Raw genomic sequence first — 23,065 nt, 5'->3', positions numbered from 1 at the left:
GAATATCAAAAAAAGGAATCGTCTTTGATGGTTCCTTTTTTTGAATATATATTCACTTTCAGGAGGAATGTAAATGATCAGATCAGTGTTGGCGTTAATGTGTTTAAAGCTGAATCTACTGAAAAGAGTATGGTATTTTTGGGTGATTCAAATTCTTATTTTAGCCTATTCTATTTATTGTATTACTTACTATCTATATCTGGAAGGTGATCCGGGTAGTACAATTAAATATTCAAGTTATATAGTTACTTTAGGTATGCTCAACTTTACCATTCTCGGGTATAGAAATTCTTTGCAAGATAAAGGATACAATGTTTATTTCTCTTCAATTAATGTTCCATACTTGCTAAGGAATGTAGTCAATCTAATTATTGTAAATTTAATTAACCTCTTGTTCGTATCTATAAATTTATTATACATTCTGATCTATTATGTTATATCTCATGCAAATATAAATTTATATATCGATACACTTCTATATTTGTTAAATAATTGGTGTTTTCCATTTCTTATATCTAGCATCTTAGGTTTAACTATAGGCTTATTAAATTTTAAAAAATTTGGTTTTTTAATGCTTATAATAATCTGTCTGCTGCTAACTCCAATTAATAATGTACTTATCCCATTGTTCAGTGCTATGAATATACGTTATTCAGATGAGTTACTTTCCTACTTTAACAATATAAATGTTTCCATAATAGAACCGGATATGCCATATAACACATATTTTGGAGAAGAAATATTCTGGTTAAAAAAGCTCATTTTCACTATATTTTTGATAATCATTTTTGTGATAGTGGCATTAAGGAATCAAGTGGGCAATGGAAGTAGGAATTTATTATTTTTATCAATTATCAGTGTTTTATTACTAAACTCCCTAAATCCTTATGTTTTTAAAAATGAGAAATCGGCAGACAGTTATTATCAACCATTAGTAGACATTGAGAAGGAAAGCTTCAAGTATCAAATTAATTCATATAACATTGACATTTATATGGAGAAAAGACCTTCTTATAAAGTAAATATGAAAATAACACAACTAAGAAGTAAAAAAATAATATTTAGTTTGTATCAAGGATTTTCTGTTCTTAATATTACTTTAAATAACAAAAAACTGCATTTTAACACTGTTGGGGACTTTATAATAGTTCAGCTTCCAGAAAGGCTTGATAGTTTTTCAATAGAAGTTAGTTATATAGAAAATCAAAAATCTACAGGATTATTCCTTCCTATTAATTATGGATGGTTGCCTTCTAATTCTATCCTTCCAACTCGTCTGAGAATAATGGATCAACCTATGCAAAAACCAAATTTAGATCAACTACAAAGAAAGTACACATTAAAAATTCACAAAAGTAAAAAACCTATTTTTACCAATATTAACAAAACAAGTGAAGGAGCTTATGAAGGTTATTCCGATGGTCTAAGTGTTTTTGCTGGCAACTTAAAAACAAAATTTTATAAAGGATACTCTTTTATATATCCCTATACATGGCTATTGGAGGAAGCATTTTTAGATAAGTATCTATTAACATTGCAACAAGTATTAAAAGATTATAATCAAAGCAATAACACAAATTATGAATTACCCAAAAAAATTTACATGATGCCTTTATTAGACCGTTCTAATAGTAATTTAATCGATTATATGTCTTTAACAAATAATCTTCTCATTGTGCAATTGGAGCCAAGCAAGGTTTCAATGCTAAAAGAACCTATTCCATTAATAGCTTATCAACTCCCCTTTGCAATTGAAAAAAGGATATTAATGAATGTAACGCAAAATGGAATTTTAAGAATAATGAATACAACTGCAGAAGCTGGTATTCAGTTAAATAAAAAATTAGGGCTAAACGAGGGAAAAAGGACATATGGTGATTTTTTATTACATTTTGGAGATGAAAGGAAGAATAAATAGTGATACAAATTATTAAACTTAATAAAAAAATAAATAGAAAACAAGTATTAAATGATATAAATATTAGAATAAATGACGGTATACATGGATTTATTGGTCCTCATGGCGCAGGTAAATCTACTTTATTAAAAATTATTTCCACTTTATTAAACTCAGATACTGGCAAAATAGTCTTTGAAAAAGAAATTACAGATAAACAGAAAATGCGTAATATAATTAGTTTTGTTCCTAACCAGTTTAATTTATATCCCAAATTGACTGTTCTAGAATCTTTGTATTTCATTTCTAAATTAAGGAATTCCAGAAATGATCATCATAATAATATCAACAGGTTATTAACAATGTCAGGTTTGATTGAATATAAAGACAATCGATTGAGCGATTTATCGGAAGGTGTAATAAAAAGAATTGGCATAGTTCAAGCTCTTTTAAATAATCCACACTATCTGATTATTGATGAACCAACAACTGGTCTGGACCAAGAGGAAAGGATCAGTATACGGAACTTTTTAAGAATGGTAAGTAAAGATGTGAATATAATTATAGCTTCCCATGAAGTGGAGGACATAACTCAATTATGTAAAGAAGTGACTATGTTGGTCAAAGGAAATGTTTTATTCAACGATACATTAGATAATTTTCTAAAATTATCTCAATCACAATGCAAGCAAGGATTTCATGAAAGCTATCAGTTTCTTCTAAACAGAGAGAAGGCTTCAAAATGAATATTTACTACTTAAAAATAAAATCAATAGGATTCTCATTTTATGTGCCGCTTTTAGTAGTTTTGATAATAATTTTTATTATATTTAGTGGGTTTTACCGGGAAGAGGATTTACAAAAATTACTCGTGTTAATACAGGTATCAATGGGGTCAATAGCAGCATGGTGGTTTAGTAATATTTATAGGGATATTTTTTTTCGGGAACAAAACGATTTTCTATTAGTGAATTACAGATATGCGCATAAAAAATTTTATTCTTTTTTCATGATAATTTATGCAGCTCTGTTACTTATTATTTGTATCACCCTTTGGTTTCAGTATAGTCTACCATTTCTCCCATTTTTTTCGTTCTTGCTTTTTCAATGTTGTTTCTTTTCATCTTTAGGATTGTTCATTACGATGCTTTTAAAAAATACAGACATATCTGTTTTAGCTGTAAGTTTATACTGTTTAATAGATTTTATTACAATTGGTACATTTCCAAATTGGCATCATGTTATTCTATTTAATTTTACAGAAAAAGTGTCTTTTATCGAGACTGTTTCTCCAAATCTGATAAATTTAATTGCAACCTTCCTCTTTTCAAAGCTGGTAATGACGATATGGAAATAGGAAATAACTCATAATTTTTATAAAAGGGTTGTATTTCTTCCCTTTTTTATCTCTTTAAATAATAGATGGCCATCAACAAATAATTAATAAAGGAGATAAAAAAATGGAAAAACAAAAAAATGTCAAAGGGGATTTCCTTACAAAAAAGGAAATACAATCGTTAAAAGAAAGAGCCTTAAACAATTCTGACTTTAAAACTATTCTTTCTGAATTGGAGAACATTCACGGCTCAAAAATTTCCCTTATTGATGTGTTAAAACCATTAAAATTTGACTCAGTTAATGATAATATTTTTTATTCGGTGCAAACTGCGGTATTTAAAGTAATGGATGATGCATTCATCAAATACACGGAGGCTACCACTAATGATAGTACAGATGCACGTACTAAAGTATTCGGTGTCACTATTCAAGAACAAGGAACTGAGTTAAATCGTATTATCATTCATCCTGAGCTTGATGTGATGGTACAAAAGAATGAAACGGTACCATTAACAAAACAAGAGATGCGGGAATTTTGGAAGAAAAGTCTAGACAAATTTGATGACCTCGTTCCAGATGAGTCATATCAACCGGGGGATTTGTTTAACGAGGCATCGGCTCAAGGATTCTGGGATGGGTGTGTCACGGGAGGATATTTATGGTGCGGAAAGGGTTGTTACATTGATGGAAATGGATGTAATGGACCTTATGTTTACAATCCTAATAATCCGGATTTAGACAATTGCTGCCGAATTCATGACTGTTGCTACTACGAAGGAAGGACACATGCATCATGTGATGATTCGCTATGCTCATGTTCGATCCGGGTAGACCCATTTGGTGTTGCTTCCACTATGATTCAACTTTACTTCTGTTAGAATACAAAGGGGTTGTTCTAAGCTCTATAAAGTGATATATAGGTCTTGCCTTAAAAACTGAAAAAAGGAGCAATTCAACGGGATTTTATTGTTGAGTTGCTCCTTTTTCGTACTATTGTGCTCTTTGTCTTTTTACGAATAGTGTAACAAAACTAACTATTATAGCAATTAGCATTATTGCTATACCTGTTGTTGTAATCGGTGCCAACTCAAAGCCTTTTCCCCTAGAAAATAAGGTAATAATTAATCCTAGTGCAAAAATAATTAAGGAAGGTAATTGCGTTTTAGATGTTCCATTCTTTATGGATATACCAAGAATAATAAAATAAACTAATGGAATAAGTAAAAGTAACATACTGCTCACCTCATTTTGTCAACTATTTACCTAATATTAACATATAATGGCAGGGTTTTATATTTAATATAATAAAATAAGACTAAATATCTATATATGATTTGAAAGTCTTATAAAAAATGTTTACAAGCAGTATATATACTTTTAAAAGGTTGTAATTTTTTTTATTAACCACCCTTTATTTTTAAAAAAGGAGGTGGTTAAAGTGAGCAATAGAATACATCTATATCCATTAAAAACGATGGATTTTAAAGATTTATATTTATCCAATATTAATCAGGTGGGAGCTAATAATAAATGGAAACAAAATATAACCGGTAAGAATGTAATTGTTTCAGTGATTGATACAGGAGTAGACGATTTACACCCGAATCTGAAAGGACAGGTTATTGATGGATTTAATTTTACCAATGACTATAAAGGAGACATATCTATCTATAAAGATAACAATGGCCATGGAACTCATGTTGCTGGCATTATCGCCGGAAAGTATAGTACCGATAATGAAGTAATAGGAATAGCACCTGATGCTAGAATACTTGCTTTAAAAGTATTGAATGAAGACGGTGCAGGGGATGTTAAATCCTTGATTGAAGCCATACATTATTCTATTGATTGGCGTGGTCCAAATCAGGAAAAAGTGGGTGTGATTAATATATCATTAGGAGTTAGAATTGACAATTCCGATCTGCATGAAGCTGTAAAAAGAGCTGTTAAGGCTCAAATACCTATAGTAACCGCAGCAGGAAATTATGGAGATGGCAATATTTTTAGCAGAGAATATTTGTACCCCGGTGCATATCAAGAAGTGATTGAAGTAGGAGCTATTGATAAAAATAATAAAATTACTGCCTTTACAAATACAAATGAACAAATTGATATTTACGCTCCCGGTGTTGAGATAATGTCATCTTATTTAAATGGGAGTCTAATTGCTTTATCCGGCACTTCAATGGCTACACCACATGTGTCTGGTGCAATCGCCTTGTTAATAGATCAAGAAAGAAGAAAAGGGAAAACTTTAAATGAAAGCGAGATATTTTCCCTGTTATGCAAAAGTACAAAACCTATGAATTTGGGACATAAAGAAATCGAAGGATGTGGAGCATTATACTTATCATGAATTTGGTTTGTGTTATAAAAATAAATTTCTAATTTTCTTTTTAAATAAAATTATTAAAGAAGAGGTGAGACAATGACTCCTGCAGAAATTCCCCTTTGGGTGGCTTTGTTAGGAAACTTCGGATTTCCAATAGCAATTACAATTTATCTATTTCTCCGATTTGAAAAGAAACTTGAAAAATTAGGAGAAGTCATTATTCAATTGGCTGAAGTTATTAATACTACAAAAAAATAATAGTAGTCGAATATTTGTACACGCTTAGAGTTAGTAGTTTGTAAGGAAATGAATCCCTATGGTTTCTATAAATCTATAACCTTTAAACTATATTCGCTGCGTTCTCCTATCCAATAATGAAAAGCCGATGATTCCTTTGAGGAAAATCGGCATTTCTTCATCAATCTTTTGTTTACAGTATTCCACATATTTTTGTTTAAAGGATCTGAAAACACTTTGATATTGAAAGTTAAATGAAAAAAACCATCTAATGACCTAATTTTACTCGTATCTCGGTTATACCCCTTATACGGATACAGCCGGTTACACTGATCAGTTTTTTGGATTAATTAGGTTTTCGCTTTGCTCCTAGAATGCGAGATCTATCAGACTCTAAACTTTATGTCATGGATAAATCCAATGATTATTCAAAGATTGATAGCATTCTACGAGGAAAAATCAACATTAAGGTTATTCAAGATAACTATGATGATGTCTTACGATTAGCATATTCCATACGTGAAGGTAAAGTGTCGGCTTCACTTATTTTAGGAAAGTTAGGGTCTTATTCTCGTCAAAATAAAATGGCAACAGCATTGCGTGAGATGGGCAGAATTGAAAAAACAATCTTTATATTAGACTATATTTCAAAGAAACCTTACGTCGGCGTGTCCAAAGAGGATTAAATAAGGGCGAAGCTATGAATGGGTTGGCAAGAGTCTTATTTTTTGGGAAACGTGGAGAGTTACGGGAAAGAGGATTGCAAGATCAACTTCAACGGGCTAGTGCCTTAAATATTCTTATAAATGCTATCACAGTTTGGAATACAGTTTATCTCACAGAAGCCACAAAGATATTAAAAGCTAAGGGACTATCAAAAGAGGAGTTATTACCTCACATTTCTCCATTAGGTTGGGAACACATTAATTTGTTAGGAGAATATACATTTGATGTAAAAAAGGTACCTTCAAATGAATTGCGTCCATTAAGGATATAAAGATTAGGGGCTGATTTTTCCTTAGAGTTGGATAAATCAGCTTTCAATTTCCATTTATTGTCTTACCGTGGGTTTTATGTCAAAATGTTGGAGCTACCCCTAATAGAGGTTTAGTTGCTTATACAGAAACTTCTTCAATCTATACGCACAGACGGGTCTAATATTAAAGGCCCTTTTTATTTTTACGCTATTTGTTCATTTTGAGTATACCCAATTTGAACAAACAAGTGTTTAATTTTGATGAAGCAATCAAAATAGGAGCAATCATTGTCTATGGATTCATCTTCAACTTCACACTCAGACTACTAAACAACGAGATCATCAAGGTAAGTTTCTGAACAATTCCTCTTTTAAATCTTCGCTTTTTAGACATCCTACATTCTCTATTACTACAATTATTGGTTATGTTTACAGTTAGTGGATATTTGATTTTGTTCACATGTTAATAAACGCATTTCATCTGTGTAAACGCTAGGCGTTTTTACACCCTCAATCCATTAATACGACAGCTTTTATGGCGTCTATAAAGAAAACTACTTTTTAATCAGTTTCTTTCATTCTCTAAACGCCTTAAAAACGCGTTCATAGTAGATATATCAGTAATAAAAAAATAATAAATGAGAGCATGAGGGCGGCAGCACTACAGACTGATCAGAAAGCAAAGAACGCTTTCTGTCATTCTGACGCTACGCTTACGTGTCGCTCCGGCATTAAAGGAAAGGCTAACCAGGGGGAGTAATTCCCTCCGGTCAAACTCCCCCTAGGTTCCGATTTCCTTTACCTATCGGCCATACCGAACGAGCCGAAAACCTAAAAAAATATAAAAAGAATAAAGCATTAAAAGATTAAAAGTTTAAACGATTAAACGATTAAACGATTAAAGGATACCAGGCTAACGCCTGCTTTAATTGATATTTTTCCCTTTTGCCTTCCGAATCGTAAAACAGCGCAAGCCGACTAAGTTTCCAGCCGGTAGGACACCCGAACCTTTCCAGCTGAAAGCTAAGACGGCTAGTCAATCGGTCAAGGGGCAAAAACTTTTTTATTAAGGGCGCTATCGCAACATAAAAAACTTTTGTGCTAAAAGCGCCCTTGACCGATTGCCTATGCGTGTTTTTCGTTCTACTTGCAAAAGGGGAAAAAATCCCCCTTTGGGGAACTGAATCGCTTCGCAAATCAAAAGGGAAAAAAGTTAAAAGGAGGAAACCAAAAAAGATGGAAAACATTAAAAGCAACACCTTTTGGGAGTGTAATTAATAAACAGAGGAGAGGATGAATTAAAAATGAAAACGTGTCCTTATTGCGGAAGTAAAGTAGTTCCGGTAGATACATATGATTATTATTGTTCCTTTTGCTCAATGAAGATCAACTGTCAGGATATTCAGGAAAATGGGAAAAGAAAGAACTTATTGCCAACTTCACAGCCTTCTTTGTCTGATTTAAATAAAAGCACGCCAGAACTGATGTGTTATTCAACAGTTGAACTGTTATTCCTTTTGAAATTTGCTAGAAAGGAACGAGCGGACATTTATAAGCTACGATACACTTTTATTCGAGCCATGAAAGAAGGGGCAGACGAATTTATAGAAGCGGAGGAACACACCTTTAGCGAATATGAAAAAGCCACTCGGAAATGCTTTGTCCTTGAAAATCTAATCCGTGAAAGGATTGGATACTATCCTGCTATACTGACAGAATCCTATATTCAAACTCTTGCAGGAAAAATGGCAGAGTCCGCTAAAAAAGATATGGTTATCCAGCAGCCTAAATCAATTAAAAATTAATCTCTATGTCCGAATTAAGCGAACAAACTTTTTTGAATATTAATATTCAAATTTTGGAGGGTAAAAAATGGCTAACATTCAAAAGGCGATTGACGAATTGCATATTGCTTTTCAAAAACTAAATGAGGAATTTTTTAAAGGGGAGCTTCCAGAACCAGCCATCACGATTCAAAGTGGAGGAAAAAGAAAATCTATGGGCTGGTGTTCCACTAATGAAGTATGGAGAGACAAAGAAGGAAAAAACAAGCGATATGAGTTGAATATTGGAGCTGAATATTTAGATATTGAGTTCATGGAAACAATGGACACGATGCTTCATGAAATGGTTCATCTTTATAACGCCATAAACGGAGTGCAAGACTGTTCACGGAATGGCACCTACCACAATAAACGGTTTAAGGAAGAATGTGAAAGACGGGGATTCTATTTTACGAGTGAGAAGGATGATCGATACGGTTGGGCGTTTCCAAAGCTAACAGAAGAAACTAAGAAAATAATTAAGGGATTAGGCATTGATGAGATAGTGTTTGTCATTGCTCGGAGGAGTAGGAGTGGAGGTGTAACGGAAGGGAGTGAGGAAGGAGCAGAAGCGGAAGAGAAAAAGAAAACGTCCTATAAATGGGTTTGTCCAGGATGTGAGTTAATTGTTCGATCTACGAAACCTGGTATTGCTCTAAAGTGTATAGAATGTGATAAGCAACTAGAAGAAGAAAAATAAAAATCTTTGGACTACCATTAAAAAACCTCACTTTTTCAATTCAATCCGAGTTGAAATCCATTATAAAAGGTGCTCTTAAGGCACCTTTTACATATCAAAAAAATCGTCAAATGTTACGCTGCTATCGAATTTTTTAAGGAAATTAAGTATCTTCTTAGCCGTGCCAATTGTAGGTTGATGTTCCGAATCGGTACATAAACGGTTAATCGTAGCCCTGGATACTCCGGATCCTTGTTCTAAATCTTTTTGACTTAATCCGTGCCTTGCCAAGTATTTTGCTAGTCTTGGTTTATCCTTCCCAAACCATTTCATTTTCTTTTCCTCCCAAATGGTTGCAGCGCTGCAAAAAGAATATTGCATCCAATCAGCTTATAAAGCTTTGGTCATTAATAATAAAGGGGAGCTTAATTATGTTCTGAGTGGGAGGGAAGACTTGTGAGCTGGATTAGCTTTGTTACAGGTGGTGTGACTGTGCTTTTCGCGTATGCTTTATTTACTGGTAACGAAGAGGAAGAAATGGAATTAGCTGAAGCAGAGAATGAAACAGAATTAAACATGGTAGTAAATGGGCCTTCGGGGCGATTAGTGACATTGTCTTGTCAGACTTGTAGGAAGTTGAAAAGGCATAAAGAGATACAGCCAAACCTATTTCAGTGTACAAAATGTAAGCGCCATGTAGACATAAGAGCTTCCTAACTAGTAACCAAAATATGTATGGCTCAAGGGATGGTCTGCGGAAAATCTTGTGTAAGTAATATCTGACAATCTTCGCAAGGCAAGAAGTAATAGGTATAGAAAATGACTAACTGTTAAAAATAATAAAAGCTTTTACCATAAAACAGGATAGGGCAATGCAGAAGTGCAACCCGAGCGGTTTTATGGCTTTTACACTAAAACGGACGGACTTATGCTGTCCGTTTTCTTTTGTCCGTTTTAGGGAAAACAAAAGCGATAAACTTCAGGGGTTTGGGGACAGAGTCCCCAATTATGATGTTTGGTTCAAAATCTCAAGCTGGCTCAAGATCATGTCCCAATTACGGTATCGCATTGTCCACTTTTTCGTAATATTTTGAGATGCCAAGTAAAGCATTTTCCTTAAGCTATCATCATTAGGAAAAATGGACTTCGTCTTTGTCACTTTTCTAAATTGACGGTGAAGCCCTTCTATAATATTCGTAGTATATATTATTTTCCTAATTTCTTGCGGATATGCGAAAAAGGTAGACAAAATATCCCAATTCTCCTCCCAAGACTTAACCGCAGAAGGATAATCTTTGCCCCATTTTTCTTTAAATTCTAGGAGTCTTTCTAAGGCGAACTCTTCGTTAATTGATGTATATATCTTTTTTAAATCTGCAACGAACTCTTTTATATGTTTATAAGAAACATATTTGGTACTTGAACGGATTTGGTGAATGATACAACGTTGAATACCTGCAAAAGGATACACCGCCTGAATGGCTTCTCTAAAGCCTGAAAGCCCATCAACACAGAAAAGATTAACGATTTTAACTCCTCGCGTTTTCAAATCATTCAACACACCTAACCAAAACTTACTACTCTCATTTCCTCCAACCCAGATACCAAGTATTTGTTTGTATCCTTCATTGTTGATTCCCAAAACAACATAGGCTGCTTTCGAGACAATTTGGTGGTTATCTCGAATTTTATAATGAATGGCATCCATAAAAATAAAAGGATAATAGGCTTCAAGCGGACGACTTTGCCACTCATTTACTTGTGGCATAATTTTTTCAATAATCTTACTAACTAGTTCAGAAGAAATCTCAACATTATAGAGATCCTTTACTTGTTCCTGGATATCTCGAGTGGACATACCGTGAGCGTAAAGAGACAGGATTTTTTCTTCCAGACCGTCCACATTTCGTTGGTATTTGTCCAATATTTGGGGCTCGTACGAGCCCTTTCTATCCCGAGGAACATCAACTTCCACTTCACCGAATTGTGTTTTTAGTTTCCGTTTAGTAGATCCATTACGGTAATTGTTTGGTTCATCACTCCGGCGTTGATGTTTTTCATAACCAAGCTGCTCATCCATTTCACATTGAAGAACTTCTTCCAAAATATCCGAAAACATTTCTTTAATTGTTTCCATGATTTGATTGGTACTTGTGAATTTTTGTTCCTTTACAATTTCTTTGATTAATTCCTTTGGTAGTTTCATGTCAAAAAATCCTCCTTAGCAAAAATTATTATCCTAATTCTCGCCAAGGAGGATTGATTTCAAACTTATTTACACAACTTTTTCCGCACTGTCTCAAGGGAGCACAATTTTGAGTCTCCCCTTTTTATTTGCCAAATAAACGAGCAAAAAAGCCCTTGTTCTTTTGCTTTTTTTCTTCCTCTTCTTGTGCTGCTGCGATCTCTAATCGCCTTTCTTCAAATGATCGCTTCAATTGTTGAGTTAGAATTCGATCTCTTTTTTCTACAACATCATTCATTTTATTCTCGAAAGCTTGGAACATCATTTCTCGTTCTTCCTTGATGGCTTCCTTAACTGCTTTATTTACAATTTCAGTTAGTTCACGCGTTGATAAACGCATTTCATCCGTGTAAACGCTAGGCGTTTTTAAGGCGTTTTTATTCTCCAAATCCATTGATACAACTGCTTTTATGGCGTCTACAAAGGGGACTGAATTAGACAGTAATTTTTTCAATTCTCTAAACGCCTTAAAATCGCGTTCATAATATATACGCTGTTCTTTTTCATTCCGTTCAAAAGAATAGCCTTCTTTTTCTAATTCTATTGCCCATCTTCTCAAGGTTGAAGTGGTTATTTCTAATTCGGAAGCTACATCCTTAGCGAAATAGCCAAATTGATTAGCGTTTTCCATAGCGTTTATCACCTCTTTATGAAAGTTCTAGATATTCTCGGTAAAATCCTTCCTTATCGCTCAATGGGTTACCTTAATGCCAACCTTTTTATCCTTCATGGCCACAACAAAAAAGAACCGCCTCAAAATGGGGACGGTAAAAATTTCTTAAAAACCTTAGAAAGCCAAATAAGAAAACCTTAACTTAGTCATCGTCATCATCAAAATTCAAAAAGGTGTTTTGGGTAAATTCTCGTAGTGTTTCGTTATCGACAAATTCCTTTTCGGATTCTTCATCCTGTGTACTTTTAATGACGGTTTTTTCCTCTTCAGAGGAATTTATTTTAATTTCTGAGGTTGGATCTTTTAGGAGCTGTACAATTAATTGTCCAATAAGCGCTTTTGTCCGGTGATTCTGTAAGTACCTGATCTTTTCGGGAGTCAGGTTTTCAGGTATTGGAATATCGAGACTATCTAGCAACGGGGTTCGGCATTGAAATGATTAAAAATGGCTATAAGGTTAAGTTTATCTCAGCTGCCGAATTAGTAGAAGAACTCCTTTTGGCCAATGAAGAACACAAGCTAGGTGCATTGGAAAAACGGTGGCTCAAATATAATTTGATTATCATAGATGAATTATGCAAAGCTATACATAATTCATCCAGTATTAATAGATCAAGCTTTTCAATTTGTTTAAAGAATCGCCCTAATAATCCCTTCTCATTTGCCTCTAAGAGGGCATTTACTAGACCAGCAACTGTATAAAACTTCACTTTTTTACCTTTATTTTTTATTAAATTCAAAGCGATAAGCGTTGATACGCTTATTACATATTCCTTAGAAAGTCCAGGTGCCATCTGAACTTCTTTCCAACCAAATGGCTTCCCTGATACTTTAGGCAACGTCGCTTGGCCTAGTAGAAGATTTACTTTCCTTTCCTCTAGGTGGATGATCTCATTCTCAAAAAGTTTTAGTAAATATTCTTCGTTTGTATCTGCTTCTACTAACTGATAATTTTGGGGATCCAAGTATCTGGAATAAAGTGAGTTGTTTGGCAGTTAAACATAAGTTTCACACTGTTATGCCAAGATTCAGTAGATATAGCATTTGAAATCCAGGATAAATAAATTTTAACCTTGCAATCAAAAAGTCGGAAACAACAAGAGGAGCTTCAGAAACAAAACGGCAAAGCCGTGGTGAAAAAGTTATTCATGATGCCGAGGCAAGAGTACACTTTTTGGGAGTAACCAAAAAGGATGAACGGAGGCCTTCCACCACACGGCAGAAATAATGCACGGGGATAAGTTTTTTGATATCGAAGATGACCTGGACATGACGATTTTTGTTGTGTTTGATGTTTGAATGTAACGGATAATTGTCTCTTTGAAACAATATTTTCTTCTTTTTACCTCAAGAGGAGAATAGTTTACGTGGTATAATTTTGAATAGTAAACGCAATATTGCACATAAAAAACGTCCTTAATAAAATGTTGGTGTGATAACTTCCTCTTATTAGAAGAGACAATTTTTTTTGTGCTTTTTTAGAAATAGAAAAGGCACTCCAGAAAATCAGCCAAAACCCACTTTCTGGACAGCCCCTTTTTTTCTTTATATACTCTTATTAGCTCTTACCATTACTTTGCCTTTTTCGTTAAGAAAATTATTTCTAAACAATAAAGCAGTACTTAATCCAACTAAGGAATATATTAACCATAAATATGAAATATGATTTAATTTATCGAATAAATTATATAGATACCCACCTAAAGTGTTTCCTAAACTTCCTCCAATTGCCCATCCTAAAGATACAAATCCCAAATAACTACCTAGTAACTTATTACTTGGCGTCAATGTGCTTGCTACATTATCTATAGTTGGTGCTACTAAGATTTCAGCAATTGTAAAAAGGAATATAAAGAAATATATCCCTAGACTTGAGGAGAACAGAGGAATAATAATAAAGGCTCCACTCATAAATAACATTCCATAAGATATAATTTGCAGGCTGCTAAATTTCTGAGCAGTAAGTTGTATTAAAAAAAATTGCAAACAGATTGTTAAAATTGCATTTATTGAAAATACTATGCCAATTAGATATTCACTTTGTAAATTATTTGTTATAAATAAAGGAATACTTAAAGTAAGTTGTGTATACAAAAACCAGAAACCTATACTAACTAACATTAAATAAATAATTCTTTTATCTTTGATAACAGTTTGAAAATCATTAAATATATTTTTATTTTCATTATCGGATTTAATTTTATTCACATATTTTAATATTAATATAAGAAGAAATAAATGAGTCAGAACTACTATAATAAAAATAAAGTTAAAAGAAAACTTATACAATATAGCACCGATTAACGGGCCGATTGATGCCCCCATATTTAAAGCAGTATTTCTTAGAGCAAAAGCTTCTGTTCTATGATCTACTTCTAATGAAGCAATAATCGCCTTAGTAGATGGTACAATTAGCGCCCCACCGATACCTGAAAAAGAAGAAGCAATGATTAGCATATAGAAATTACCTGCAACTAAATAAAGTAAATACCCTATTATTCGTACTAAGATACCAATTATTATTGTTCCTCTGTATCCCCACTTATCTCCTACTAATCCTCCAAAAAAGGTAAAGCCTTGTTGGAATATAACACCTGATGTAAGTACTATCCCAATTTCAAATACAGAAAAACCGTTAGAATTCATAAAAATTGTTAAATATGGTGTAAGCATAAAGGTACTAAAGTAAGTAATCATTATCCCTATTAGGATAATTTTAGTCTCTAATCTTAAGCAACGAATGGATTTAAACATTGTTTCTCCTTTCTTGATTTTTCACATTAGTTAAATAATTCCAAAATATTGCAACAATGCTATAATAACATATTTTAAGTTTTTGTGCGAAAGTAATTTGACGTGGAAATGAAACAATATATAAGCCTGAAAATAATGGAATTGGTAGTCCGAAGATTGACAAAAATTTATTCCAAACCCTATAATCTCCTTGGGCTGAACTGTTTTCAAACGAAAATCAAGAAACTCTATATAGATCCAATAAATACCCTTAAACGAGAAAGCACATTTTATGTGACAGTTATATATTCTGATATAGGAATTGGAGAACATTGAACCACAAATAGGAATTATATTCAAAGACGCTGGGTCTATGAACTGAAAAATACAAAAGGCTTATGGATTTAGGAACCCTTTCCACCCCCCTTGATTATTTTATAAAAACATAGGTATCAACTTCCATATAGAAAAAAACATCCAGTTTGGATGCCCCCTTTGTTTACAAAATTCATGTTGTTTAATTCTTGATATAAGATGATACTCTAACCTACTTTACTTTCTTCTATGCTCATTTTCCGTTGAGAATTGCCTTCGTTCTGTAGGTTCTGGGTCTGAGTAATGATTTCCTTTGATGATAATAAACCATCCATTTCTTCATTCCTTCTATTCCAATTTCATTACACTATCTTTCCCATTTGCTAAAAACTAAAACTTTGAACAAAGGTTAACATTCTTCAGCAACCATGTTTAAAACAGGAATTGATATAATGAAGAAAAATCTGCTCTATATAATTAATACCTATAATCGTCTTTATTCCGGTTTTTGTTTGGGAAATGCTTGATAAATACTCCTGTTATATGCCCCTTCTTGGATTAACACTAAGAAGGCCCAAAGACAAAGATGAGGAAGAGGAATTTCTTCATGACGAGGTTTATGGTACATATGGGATTGGTTGGAGCAGAAAAACAAAGATGAAAAATAGTAATAAATCATTAGCTTTAGTTAGTTAAACACAACGCCAATGGGTCTCGTTTTTTTATGTGCTCTTCGGTAAATGAAAATGATCGGTCTTTTAGTCATAGAAAGCACCATTTTACATGCGCGTTCAATTTCTTATTTTGTGTAGCGAAGCTCAGATTGTGGTACTCGCACAACCAATTGAAAGTGGGGGGGGATCCATCTGGTTACTTTCCTCGAACCAAAAAGGACGAAAAAGAAGCTGGGGAAAAACGAAACGTTTTTCCCCAACTTCTTAACTATTTTTATGGACCTTATAGATAACCTCTTTTTTCTTTTTGGAATAAAATAACCTTAATTGATTTTCAATAAAATACAATATGATTTACTCTATTAGCACACTATTACTGCAAAGATCCTGTATGCCTTGGTAAATACATTCAAATAATTCCTCTATATCATTCTCTTCTACACATGAAAAAGCTATACGCAAATCAGTAGAATTAATTGCAATAGTTCCAATTTGGTATTTTTTCAAGAGATGTTTTCGTAGAACTTCGGCATCTATTTTAAAAAGTTTTAAGCACATGAAATATCCAGAGTTGAAAGGATAAAATGACCAATAATTATTATATCTTGGTTCTCCTAAAAGTACTTTTTTTACTTTATTAGCTCGTCGTTTCAAAATATCAAATTTTAAGTTTTTCTCTTCCCAAAACTTTGGTGAATTAATTGCTTTCAGCACAAAAGTCTGTGCTGGATGTGAAGCGCTTGAAATAGTGCTACGTATTAAACCTTTTGACTTCTGTTCTAAAACCTCTAAAACCTTATTATTTTTATTCCCATAAGTAATAAATCCAACTCTAAATCCCCATACATACTCCTCCTTTGTAGCACCATCAATCTTAATTGGTAGGATCCTAGGATGAAGATTTACTAACAAGCTAAAGATTGATTCTTTTATGGAGTCTTCAAAAAATAGCTGAAAATATGCATCATCTATGATACAAACGATGTTTATACCACTTTCTGCAGCTTCTAAAAGGATTGAAGAAATTTCATTAATCTCTTCTACAGAAGGAGTATATCCTGTAGGGTTATTAGGGAAATTTAATAGCACAATGACCTTACCGTAATCTTTTTGGCTCCATATGGACTTTCTAAATTCCTCGGTATTAAAACCACCATTATTATTAAATAATGGAAACTCTGTCATTTTCGCTCCTCTTCTTAATCCGAAAATTAAATTATAGTTTCCCCAATATTTATCTGGAACTATTATTGGATCATTATAATCAACAAATAAATCAGCAGCTATACTTAAGCCGTGTGTTAAAGCATTAGTTACAATTGGATTACTAAAATTCATATTTTTTAATGAGGGATTTTCCTTTAACATCTTCTTTTTCCAAGCACTCCTAAGTTCCCTTTTACCTTCAGGAGGAGCATACGGGTAAAGATCTTTTGGAGAATATTCCGATAAAGTGTCTTGTATACACTTAAGATGCATAGGCTCACCGTCTTCTGTAGCCATTCCAATTGTAGCATTAAACTTATGAGCGGTTTGTTTTGCTTCTGCAGATTGACTAAGAATACCCTTTGGATAATAAAAATTCTTCCCTAAATCTGATAGCATTTCTAAGACGTACGGATTCTCGGTTTTTAACGTTTCATTTAAACTCTCTGCCAATGGGTTCATTTAAATAGAACATCCCTTCCAAATATATTGGTAATAGCAAAATAAAAAATTTCATGTGCAAGATTTATATCTTAAATATAATATTTAAATCATTTTTTTAAAAGTAAAAATATATATTTTTTTCTAATTAATGTTAATGTTATGTAAAAATATTGAAATATTAAATCTGTCAATATATTATTACACTGTAACAATTTAACAGTTTATCAATTTAACGCTGTGATACTGTAACACTATAATAATATAAAGGAGTAGTGGTTGAATGGAAAAAAGATATACTTTCGTTGAGCAAGAATTATGTATTGCATGTAAAGCTTGCGGTACAAATGCGCCTAAGGTTTACAAATATGACGACGAAGGAATAGCTTATGTTACCCTTGATAACAACATGGGCCTAAAAAAAGTTCCACAGGATTTTATAAAATCTGTAGAAAAAGCTTATGAAGGTTGTCCAACAGATGCAATACAACTGTCTAATATTCCTTTTAATATGGATTAGAGTTATTTGAAAATATTGATATTAAGGACAGTTACAACAAAATAATTATTTTATGGAGGGGTAAAATTGACTGAGGCTACCTTAGTTAAGCGCAAAAATGGATTTAATGGTATTTTGGAGGAAGTCCAAGAGGAAATAATGAAAAAACCTAATCAACTTTTTGAAATTGCTATAACACTTAATAATAGAATCCCCTATAATGTTGGGATTAAGAGTCTAAGTTTTTTTCAGAATGAATTTTTTGAAATTTTTAATGAATACAAATTAGCTTTATCTTCAGAATACAGATTATTAGAAAAGGAAAAATCATTTGTTTATAAGTTGGGATTAACTTCATATGGAAAGTTGACAATTAGTAAAGATATTGAAACTGATATGTTTATTACTATCGGTTATATTAGTTTAAATGCAAAGCAATCTTTGGAACTACAGAAAAGAACTTCCATCAAAAGGAAATATTTTATTGAAGAATGCCAAAAAATTAGAGGTCAGTTTATAAATAACAATCAACAAAAATTAAAAGATATGCTAGATTTTGTATATTTTACAATCTATCATATGGCTCCGGTTTTAACTTATATTGACGAATATACATATAATAACTTCTATCAGAGCAATAATTTAATACAAGTTATGGGTGGGAAATCAACTTATTTTATGTTGGATGAGTTAAAAACAAAAGATGTTATAGAGTGGAAGGATAAAGAAGTAGTTTTCATATACTTAATGTACTGGTTAATTAAATCAGGTGGCCCCGCTAGAGGTGAGGAGTTTAATGGTGTTCAACTACTTCCACAAACGCTAAATAGCTTTTTAGATGAAAAGATAAGTATCTATCAGGATGCTCTAAATATTAGCAATGGAAAAGTGGTTCATGGCATAGAGCAGAAATCAAAATATGTTAGTGAGTTAAGAAAACAGATGCAAGAGCGATATGTATTTTATCGTCATATAAACGGATTGAATCTACATAAAGAAGAAAGGTTTGTGCCAAAGTCTTTGTTGGGGAATAATGAAGATAGCGATGTTGATACGACATTACAAGTTTTATTGCTAGAAAATTACTCGTTAGATCTTAATGCATACCCTAATGTCTGTAATGGATTTAGAGATTTAATAGTTTCTATTTTAAATTCAAAGAGTATTGAAGAAGGAATAATACACCCTCTTGAAAGAGTTTTTCAAGATATAGTGGATTGCGCCGTAAAAGCAACTAATTCAGATGTAGGTATGACCAGAGGAATTAGAGATATAAATGCCTTTATTAATGCAAATGATAATGAACTTTTCGACCAAGCATGTAGTTGGGAACAAAGTGATTATTTCACTTGTGTTGTACCTTGCTCTGAAATCAAACAGATGTTCAAGGGAAAGGAAAAGATTCTTTCTGGAATATTAAAATCAATTGCAGCAAGAATGCAATATAATGGGTGGCACTATCTTCCTGGTAACATACCGTATGATAAAATCCCAGTTGACCGACATTTTTTCTTTCCTCCCGTTATGCCTGATACAACAGAGTGGAGCAACCAACATCATAAAGGACATATACATGCAGGAGTTAAATATGCAATTAGATCACCTGAAAAAATTACATATAAAGGTAAAGAGTATATATCTTTTACAGACTTAAGGCTAATGAGACAAAAGGGAACTCCTTTTACTCATGAAGAATTTTTATTATCATTAAAGTTTTCTTCATATTTAAAACAGTATTATCAAGCATTAATAGATGTTGTTTCAATAGAAAACAAAGACGTAAAGATAAATTCATTTGACAAAAAATGGTATGATGAAGTATATAAATAATAATTTTTTGGAGGAGATAAAAGTGAAAAAGAAAACAGTTCTGTTTATTAATTTAAGAACCCATAAGATTGAAAGAGTAAAACCTATTTATGAAGCAAAAAAGCTTGGTCTTAGAGTGGCTTTATTAGCTGATTCTGCACCAGATATTGATTCTTCTTTATTAGATGATTTAATCATAGCTGATACATATAATTATGAAGAAGCCTTATCTAAAGTTAAAGAATACAATCAAGTTTATCCACTTAGTGGAGTTTTAACTTGGTCTGATAAAGATGTTGAATTAGTAGCCAAAATTGGAAAAGAATTAGAACTGCCTGCCCTTTCTGAAAGTTCTGCGCAACTAGCTAGGAATAAGTACTTGATGAGGGAGGCTATGAATAAAATAGAAGGTCTATGTCCGAAATTCCAATTTGTACAAACATTCAACGATTTACAAGAAGCTGCGGGTAAGATCGGATTTCCTGCTATCTTCAAACCAGTTGGAGCGTCAGGTAGTAAAGCTATTTTTAGGGTGGATCACGATACAGATTTAAATTTATTATATAAAGAAATGAATGAATCCACTAAGCCTACAGGAAAGGATATCTACTCCTATTATCCTAATCAATACATTTATGAAGAATTTATAGATGGACCAGAAGTATCGGTAGATGGCTTGGTTAAAGACAACAAAATTTATATAGCTGGAGTCACAGATAAGGATGTTACTGAAGACTATTCCTTGGAATATACTGCCTTTTTTCCATCTAAACATTCTAAAGAAATAATTACAGAACTTAAAGATAAAGCAAGTAAAGCCATTAAAGCTTTAGATTTAGAGAACTGTCCATTTCACATTGAGTGTAGGGTTTCATCAAAAGGTGTTCGTATATTAGAGGTAGCAGCAAGGGCTGGTGGAGGATTTATTACTTCTCATATTATCGAATATGCGACAGAATGTTCTTTACATGAACAAATTATCCGGGCTGCTACGGATCTAGATTTTAAATGGCCGGACTTTGAAAAAAATTACAAATACTATGCGGGAATGATACAACCATTAGCTGATAAAGAAGGAATCTTAACCAAAATAGATGGATTAGACTTAGTATTAGAAGATGAACAAATCAAATATGTATTTCCGATCAAGAATGTAGGTAGCTATGTTAAGTTGCCACCAAAAGACTTTAGTCCTCATTTGGCATATATTATTGGAAGGAGTAATAGTTATCAGGAGTTAATTAATTCAATGCAGAAAGCTCAAAGGAAGATTAAGTTTGAGATTGAAACTAAGGAGAAAACTCGTGAGTATTCTAATTCTTAATCGTGTCCCCTATTCAAAATGTCCTTACGATAAATGGTTAAATTTATTAAATGATGATATTATTTTATTTACATCTGAGGAAACTTATCCAGATTATAAGGATAAATTCAATAAAGTTATTCCCTTTAAGGATTATCAGAAAAATGGTAATGTTGAAAGAATAGCGTTAGAATTGCATAAAGAATATCAGTTTCAGACCATTATAGCTATTTCAGAGCTTGATTTGTTAAGAGCTGCTCAAATACGAGAATATCTGAAGCTGGATGGGCAATCGTATAATAGTGCTTTAGCATTTCGAAATAAAATGTTAATGAAAAAAACCATAAAAAAATCTGATGATGTTGATATTCCTAAGTTTCAAGAGATTAATAGCACATTAGATATTCTTAAATTTATTGAACAAAACGGGTATCCAGTAGTTATTAAACCTATATGTGGATCTGGATCTATAAATACAACTGTGTTAAAAGATAGTGAAGAATTGGAGTTATTTATATCTAATAATACCTTCATTGATCTTATGATTGAAGAATATATAGATGGAGACATGTATCATATCGACGGTTTGATTGTTGACAATGATGTTATTTTTAGTTGGCCATCGAAGTACGTTAATGGATGTTTAGCATTTCAAACAGGTAATTATCTAGGAAGCTATATTTTAGATGAAAAAAATCCTATGAATAAGAGACTCAAATTAGTTTGTCAAAATGTTTTGTCGCAATTCCCTTTACCTAGTTATACAACTTTCCATTTGGAGGTTTTTCATACTAAAGATGATAAAATTTACTTTTGTGAAGTTGCTTCCCGTACAGGTGGAGCCAGAGTAAATGAAGTATTGAATTACTCTTTTAATCTAGATATAACTAAATTGTGGATACAGTCTCAATGTGGGTTACTTGACTCTAAGCTAATACAACAGTCTTACACTATAAATCAATATACAGGGTGGTTATTAATTCCCCCAAAAAAAGGTGAATTGTGTAATATACCTATGGGGATTCCACCAGAATATATTATTGATTATAAATTAAATGGAAAAATCGGTAGTTCTTTTAGTGAAGCAACAATAAGTGTTGATCATATTGCCTCTTTTTTAGTAAAAGGAGAAACAGAACAAGACTTAAAGTCTAATCTGCAAAAATCGGCAGAATGGTTTGATAAACATACTAAATGGTTAATTAAATAATAAACAAATCGAATTGTTTAGTCTTAAATTTATATTTTCACATCGTATTTGAGATATGTGAGAAAGCAATTCCTCGTAATATTTTATTGTAGTTTTTAATTGTTTAATAATAATGATAGTACAAGGTATTCCAAGTGCTTAATGGTATATTTTGTAAGTTAGAATGAAGCCATTTCGCAAATTAATATTATGCTAAATATAAAATACAAGAATTAAACTATAAAACCCCATTACTAATTAGTAATGGGGTTTTATACGGATAGAATTTAGGCTGCGAAAAGGAAAGAGGGCAATAGTATCGATGACCTGTTATATGACTCGTTTACTTCACGATTTATCTCCAGTGTCAACAACCTTTTTCATGCCCACTGCTTGGATTACATACCTGAACTTCAAAATCATAATGGTTTTGGAATTGGATAAAAGCATCTGTTAACTTTGCCTCTTGGGTTTTCGATCTTACTTTCTTTACAGCTGGAGTCAAATTATCAATTCTAATTCTTCTAGGGAACCCCCCCGATTGTGTAAATAAGAGTTTTAGACCCTGAAGAAAACATTCTTGGTTTTCAGATGGTAATGGTACCGCAAAAGCCGCATTACTATGTGGATACGACATGACTAACATATGTGAATCCATAAACTCCCCATCTTTTACAACCTCCATAACCCAAAGGA

General features: G+C 32.6%; 21 protein-coding genes and 4 pseudogenes. 15 read left to right on the top strand and 10 right to left on the bottom strand.

Annotated elements, in window-relative coordinates; translation table 11 throughout:
- Positions 1 to 73 precede the first annotated feature (73 nt).
- From RCG22_RS07095 to RCG22_RS07085, 3 genes are all read left to right on the top strand, one after another.
- Positions 74 to 1,918: a hypothetical protein gene (locus RCG22_RS07095; protein WP_308106338.1), complete on the top strand. Its 1,845-nt coding sequence runs from the start codon at positions 74 to 76 to the stop codon at positions 1,916 to 1,918.
- A complete protein-coding gene (locus RCG22_RS07090; protein WP_308106337.1) occupies positions 1,918 to 2,643 on the top strand; it encodes an ABC transporter ATP-binding protein in 726 nt (241 codons plus the stop codon). The genes RCG22_RS07095 and RCG22_RS07090 overlap by 1 nt, the downstream gene beginning before the upstream one ends.
- A gap of 714 nt (positions 2,644 to 3,357) precedes the next feature.
- Positions 3,358 to 4,113 carry a phospholipase A2 family protein gene (locus RCG22_RS07085; RefSeq protein WP_308106336.1) on the top strand — a complete coding sequence of 252 codons (756 nt, stop codon included), beginning with the start codon at positions 3,358 to 3,360 and terminating at the stop codon, positions 4,111 to 4,113.
- Between the two features lie 112 nt (positions 4,114 to 4,225).
- Here the strand turns inward: RCG22_RS07085 and RCG22_RS07080 are convergent, their stop codons facing one another.
- Positions 4,226 to 4,468, bottom strand: coding sequence for a hypothetical protein (locus RCG22_RS07080; RefSeq protein ID WP_308106335.1), 243 nt, complete (start codon positions 4,466 to 4,468; stop codon positions 4,226 to 4,228).
- Between the two features lie 205 nt (positions 4,469 to 4,673).
- Here RCG22_RS07080 and RCG22_RS07075 point away from each other — a divergent pair, with 205 nt between their 5' ends.
- The 3 genes and pseudogenes from RCG22_RS07075 to RCG22_RS07065 form a co-directional block, all read left to right on the top strand.
- Complete coding sequence (locus RCG22_RS07075) at positions 4,674 to 5,591, top strand: S8 family peptidase (RefSeq protein WP_308106334.1); 918 nt, start codon at positions 4,674 to 4,676, stop codon at positions 5,589 to 5,591.
- 72 nt (positions 5,592 to 5,663) lie between these two features.
- Positions 5,664 to 5,825, top strand: a complete 162-nt coding sequence (locus RCG22_RS07070; protein WP_098262499.1) for a YvrJ family protein — start codon at positions 5,664 to 5,666, stop codon at positions 5,823 to 5,825.
- Positions 5,826 to 6,111: 286 nt separating this feature from the next.
- Positions 6,112 to 6,801 (top strand): annotated as a pseudogene (locus RCG22_RS07065) (Tn3 family transposase); the annotation flags it as partial.
- Between the two features lie 869 nt (positions 6,802 to 7,670).
- Here the strand turns inward: RCG22_RS07065 and RCG22_RS07060 are convergent.
- The gene (locus RCG22_RS07060; RefSeq protein WP_308106333.1) at positions 7,671 to 8,027 is read right to left on the bottom strand and encodes a hypothetical protein; all 357 of its coding nucleotides are present in this window, start codon (positions 8,025 to 8,027) and stop codon (positions 7,671 to 7,673) included.
- Positions 8,028 to 8,084: 57 nt separating this feature from the next.
- Between RCG22_RS07060 and RCG22_RS07055 the strand changes: the two genes are divergently transcribed.
- Positions 8,085 to 8,585 carry a hypothetical protein gene (locus RCG22_RS07055; RefSeq protein ID WP_308106332.1) on the top strand — a complete coding sequence of 167 codons (501 nt, stop codon included), beginning with the start codon at positions 8,085 to 8,087 and terminating at the stop codon, positions 8,583 to 8,585.
- Between the two features lie 67 nt (positions 8,586 to 8,652).
- Positions 8,653 to 9,303, top strand: a complete 651-nt coding sequence (locus tag RCG22_RS07050; RefSeq protein WP_308106331.1) for a SprT-like domain-containing protein — start codon at positions 8,653 to 8,655, stop codon at positions 9,301 to 9,303.
- A gap of 87 nt (positions 9,304 to 9,390) precedes the next feature.
- Here the strand turns inward: RCG22_RS07050 and RCG22_RS07045 are convergent, their stop codons facing one another.
- Complete coding sequence (locus tag RCG22_RS07045) at positions 9,391 to 9,615, bottom strand: helix-turn-helix transcriptional regulator (RefSeq protein ID WP_308106330.1); 225 nt, start codon at positions 9,613 to 9,615, stop codon at positions 9,391 to 9,393.
- 123 nt (positions 9,616 to 9,738) lie between these two features.
- Here RCG22_RS07045 and RCG22_RS07040 point away from each other — a divergent pair, with 123 nt between their 5' ends.
- On the top strand, positions 9,739 to 9,999 hold the full coding sequence (locus RCG22_RS07040) for a hypothetical protein (RefSeq protein ID WP_308106329.1): 261 nt from the start codon (positions 9,739 to 9,741) through the stop codon (positions 9,997 to 9,999).
- Between the two features lie 289 nt (positions 10,000 to 10,288).
- Here RCG22_RS07040 and RCG22_RS07035 read toward each other — a convergent pair whose 3' ends face one another.
- From RCG22_RS07035 to RCG22_RS07025, 3 genes are all read right to left on the bottom strand, one after another.
- The gene (locus RCG22_RS07035) at positions 10,289 to 11,488 is read right to left on the bottom strand and encodes an IS256 family transposase (protein WP_308106328.1); all 1,200 of its coding nucleotides are present in this window, start codon (positions 11,486 to 11,488) and stop codon (positions 10,289 to 10,291) included.
- Between the two features lie 124 nt (positions 11,489 to 11,612).
- Complete coding sequence (locus tag RCG22_RS07030; RefSeq protein WP_308106327.1) at positions 11,613 to 12,158, bottom strand: MerR family transcriptional regulator; 546 nt, start codon at positions 12,156 to 12,158, stop codon at positions 11,613 to 11,615.
- A gap of 184 nt (positions 12,159 to 12,342) precedes the next feature.
- The gene (locus RCG22_RS07025) at positions 12,343 to 12,618 is read right to left on the bottom strand and encodes a hypothetical protein (RefSeq protein ID WP_308106326.1); all 276 of its coding nucleotides are present in this window, start codon (positions 12,616 to 12,618) and stop codon (positions 12,343 to 12,345) included.
- A gap of 17 nt (positions 12,619 to 12,635) precedes the next feature.
- Between RCG22_RS07025 and RCG22_RS07020 the strand changes: the two are divergent.
- Positions 12,636 to 12,716 (top strand): annotated as a pseudogene (locus RCG22_RS07020) (AAA family ATPase); the annotation flags it as partial.
- 59 nt (positions 12,717 to 12,775) lie between these two features.
- Here RCG22_RS07020 and RCG22_RS25425 read toward each other — a convergent pair.
- Both RCG22_RS25425 and RCG22_RS07010 read right to left on the bottom strand, forming a co-directional pair.
- Positions 12,776 to 13,165: pseudogene (locus RCG22_RS25425) on the bottom strand (ATP-binding protein); the annotation flags it as partial.
- 580 nt (positions 13,166 to 13,745) lie between these two features.
- Positions 13,746 to 14,954, bottom strand: coding sequence for an MFS transporter (locus tag RCG22_RS07010; RefSeq protein WP_308106325.1), 1,209 nt, complete (start codon positions 14,952 to 14,954; stop codon positions 13,746 to 13,748).
- A gap of 837 nt (positions 14,955 to 15,791) precedes the next feature.
- On the opposite strand from RCG22_RS07010, the gene RCG22_RS07005 reads away from it, so the two are divergent.
- Positions 15,792 to 15,944, top strand: coding sequence for a hypothetical protein (locus tag RCG22_RS07005; protein WP_308106324.1), 153 nt, complete (start codon positions 15,792 to 15,794; stop codon positions 15,942 to 15,944).
- 332 nt (positions 15,945 to 16,276) lie between these two features.
- On the opposite strand, the gene RCG22_RS07000 is transcribed toward RCG22_RS07005, so the two are convergent.
- Positions 16,277 to 17,590 carry an aminotransferase class I/II-fold pyridoxal phosphate-dependent enzyme gene (locus RCG22_RS07000; RefSeq protein WP_308106323.1) on the bottom strand — a complete coding sequence of 438 codons (1,314 nt, stop codon included), beginning with the start codon at positions 17,588 to 17,590 and terminating at the stop codon, positions 16,277 to 16,279.
- A 262-nt stretch (positions 17,591 to 17,852) separates the two neighbouring features.
- Here RCG22_RS07000 and RCG22_RS06995 point away from each other — a divergent pair, with 262 nt between their 5' ends.
- From RCG22_RS06995 to RCG22_RS06980, 4 genes are all read left to right on the top strand, one after another.
- Positions 17,853 to 18,089, top strand: a complete 237-nt coding sequence (locus tag RCG22_RS06995) for a ferredoxin (RefSeq protein WP_308106322.1) — start codon at positions 17,853 to 17,855, stop codon at positions 18,087 to 18,089.
- A 66-nt stretch (positions 18,090 to 18,155) separates the two neighbouring features.
- Positions 18,156 to 19,898 carry a hypothetical protein gene (locus tag RCG22_RS06990; protein ID WP_308106321.1) on the top strand — a complete coding sequence of 581 codons (1,743 nt, stop codon included), beginning with the start codon at positions 18,156 to 18,158 and terminating at the stop codon, positions 19,896 to 19,898.
- Positions 19,899 to 19,920: 22 nt separating this feature from the next.
- On the top strand, positions 19,921 to 21,201 hold the full coding sequence (locus RCG22_RS06985) for an ATP-grasp domain-containing protein (protein WP_308106320.1): 1,281 nt from the start codon (positions 19,921 to 19,923) through the stop codon (positions 21,199 to 21,201).
- On the top strand, positions 21,182 to 22,390 hold the full coding sequence (locus RCG22_RS06980) for an ATP-grasp domain-containing protein (protein WP_308106319.1): 1,209 nt from the start codon (positions 21,182 to 21,184) through the stop codon (positions 22,388 to 22,390). Before RCG22_RS06985 ends, RCG22_RS06980 begins: the two co-directional genes overlap by 20 nt.
- A gap of 352 nt (positions 22,391 to 22,742) precedes the next feature.
- Here the strand turns inward: RCG22_RS06980 and RCG22_RS06975 are convergent.
- Positions 22,743 to 23,054, bottom strand: a pseudogene (locus RCG22_RS06975) (IS21 family transposase); the annotation flags it as partial.
- Positions 23,055 to 23,065: the final 11 nt, after the last annotated feature.

Source organism: Neobacillus nitrireducens, from assembly GCF_030915405.1.
Lineage (GTDB): Bacteria > Bacillota > Bacilli > Bacillales > Cytobacillaceae > Neobacillus.
The sequence above is the reverse complement of the archived record's forward strand: the minus strand, read 5'-3'. Positions and strand labels throughout refer to the sequence as shown.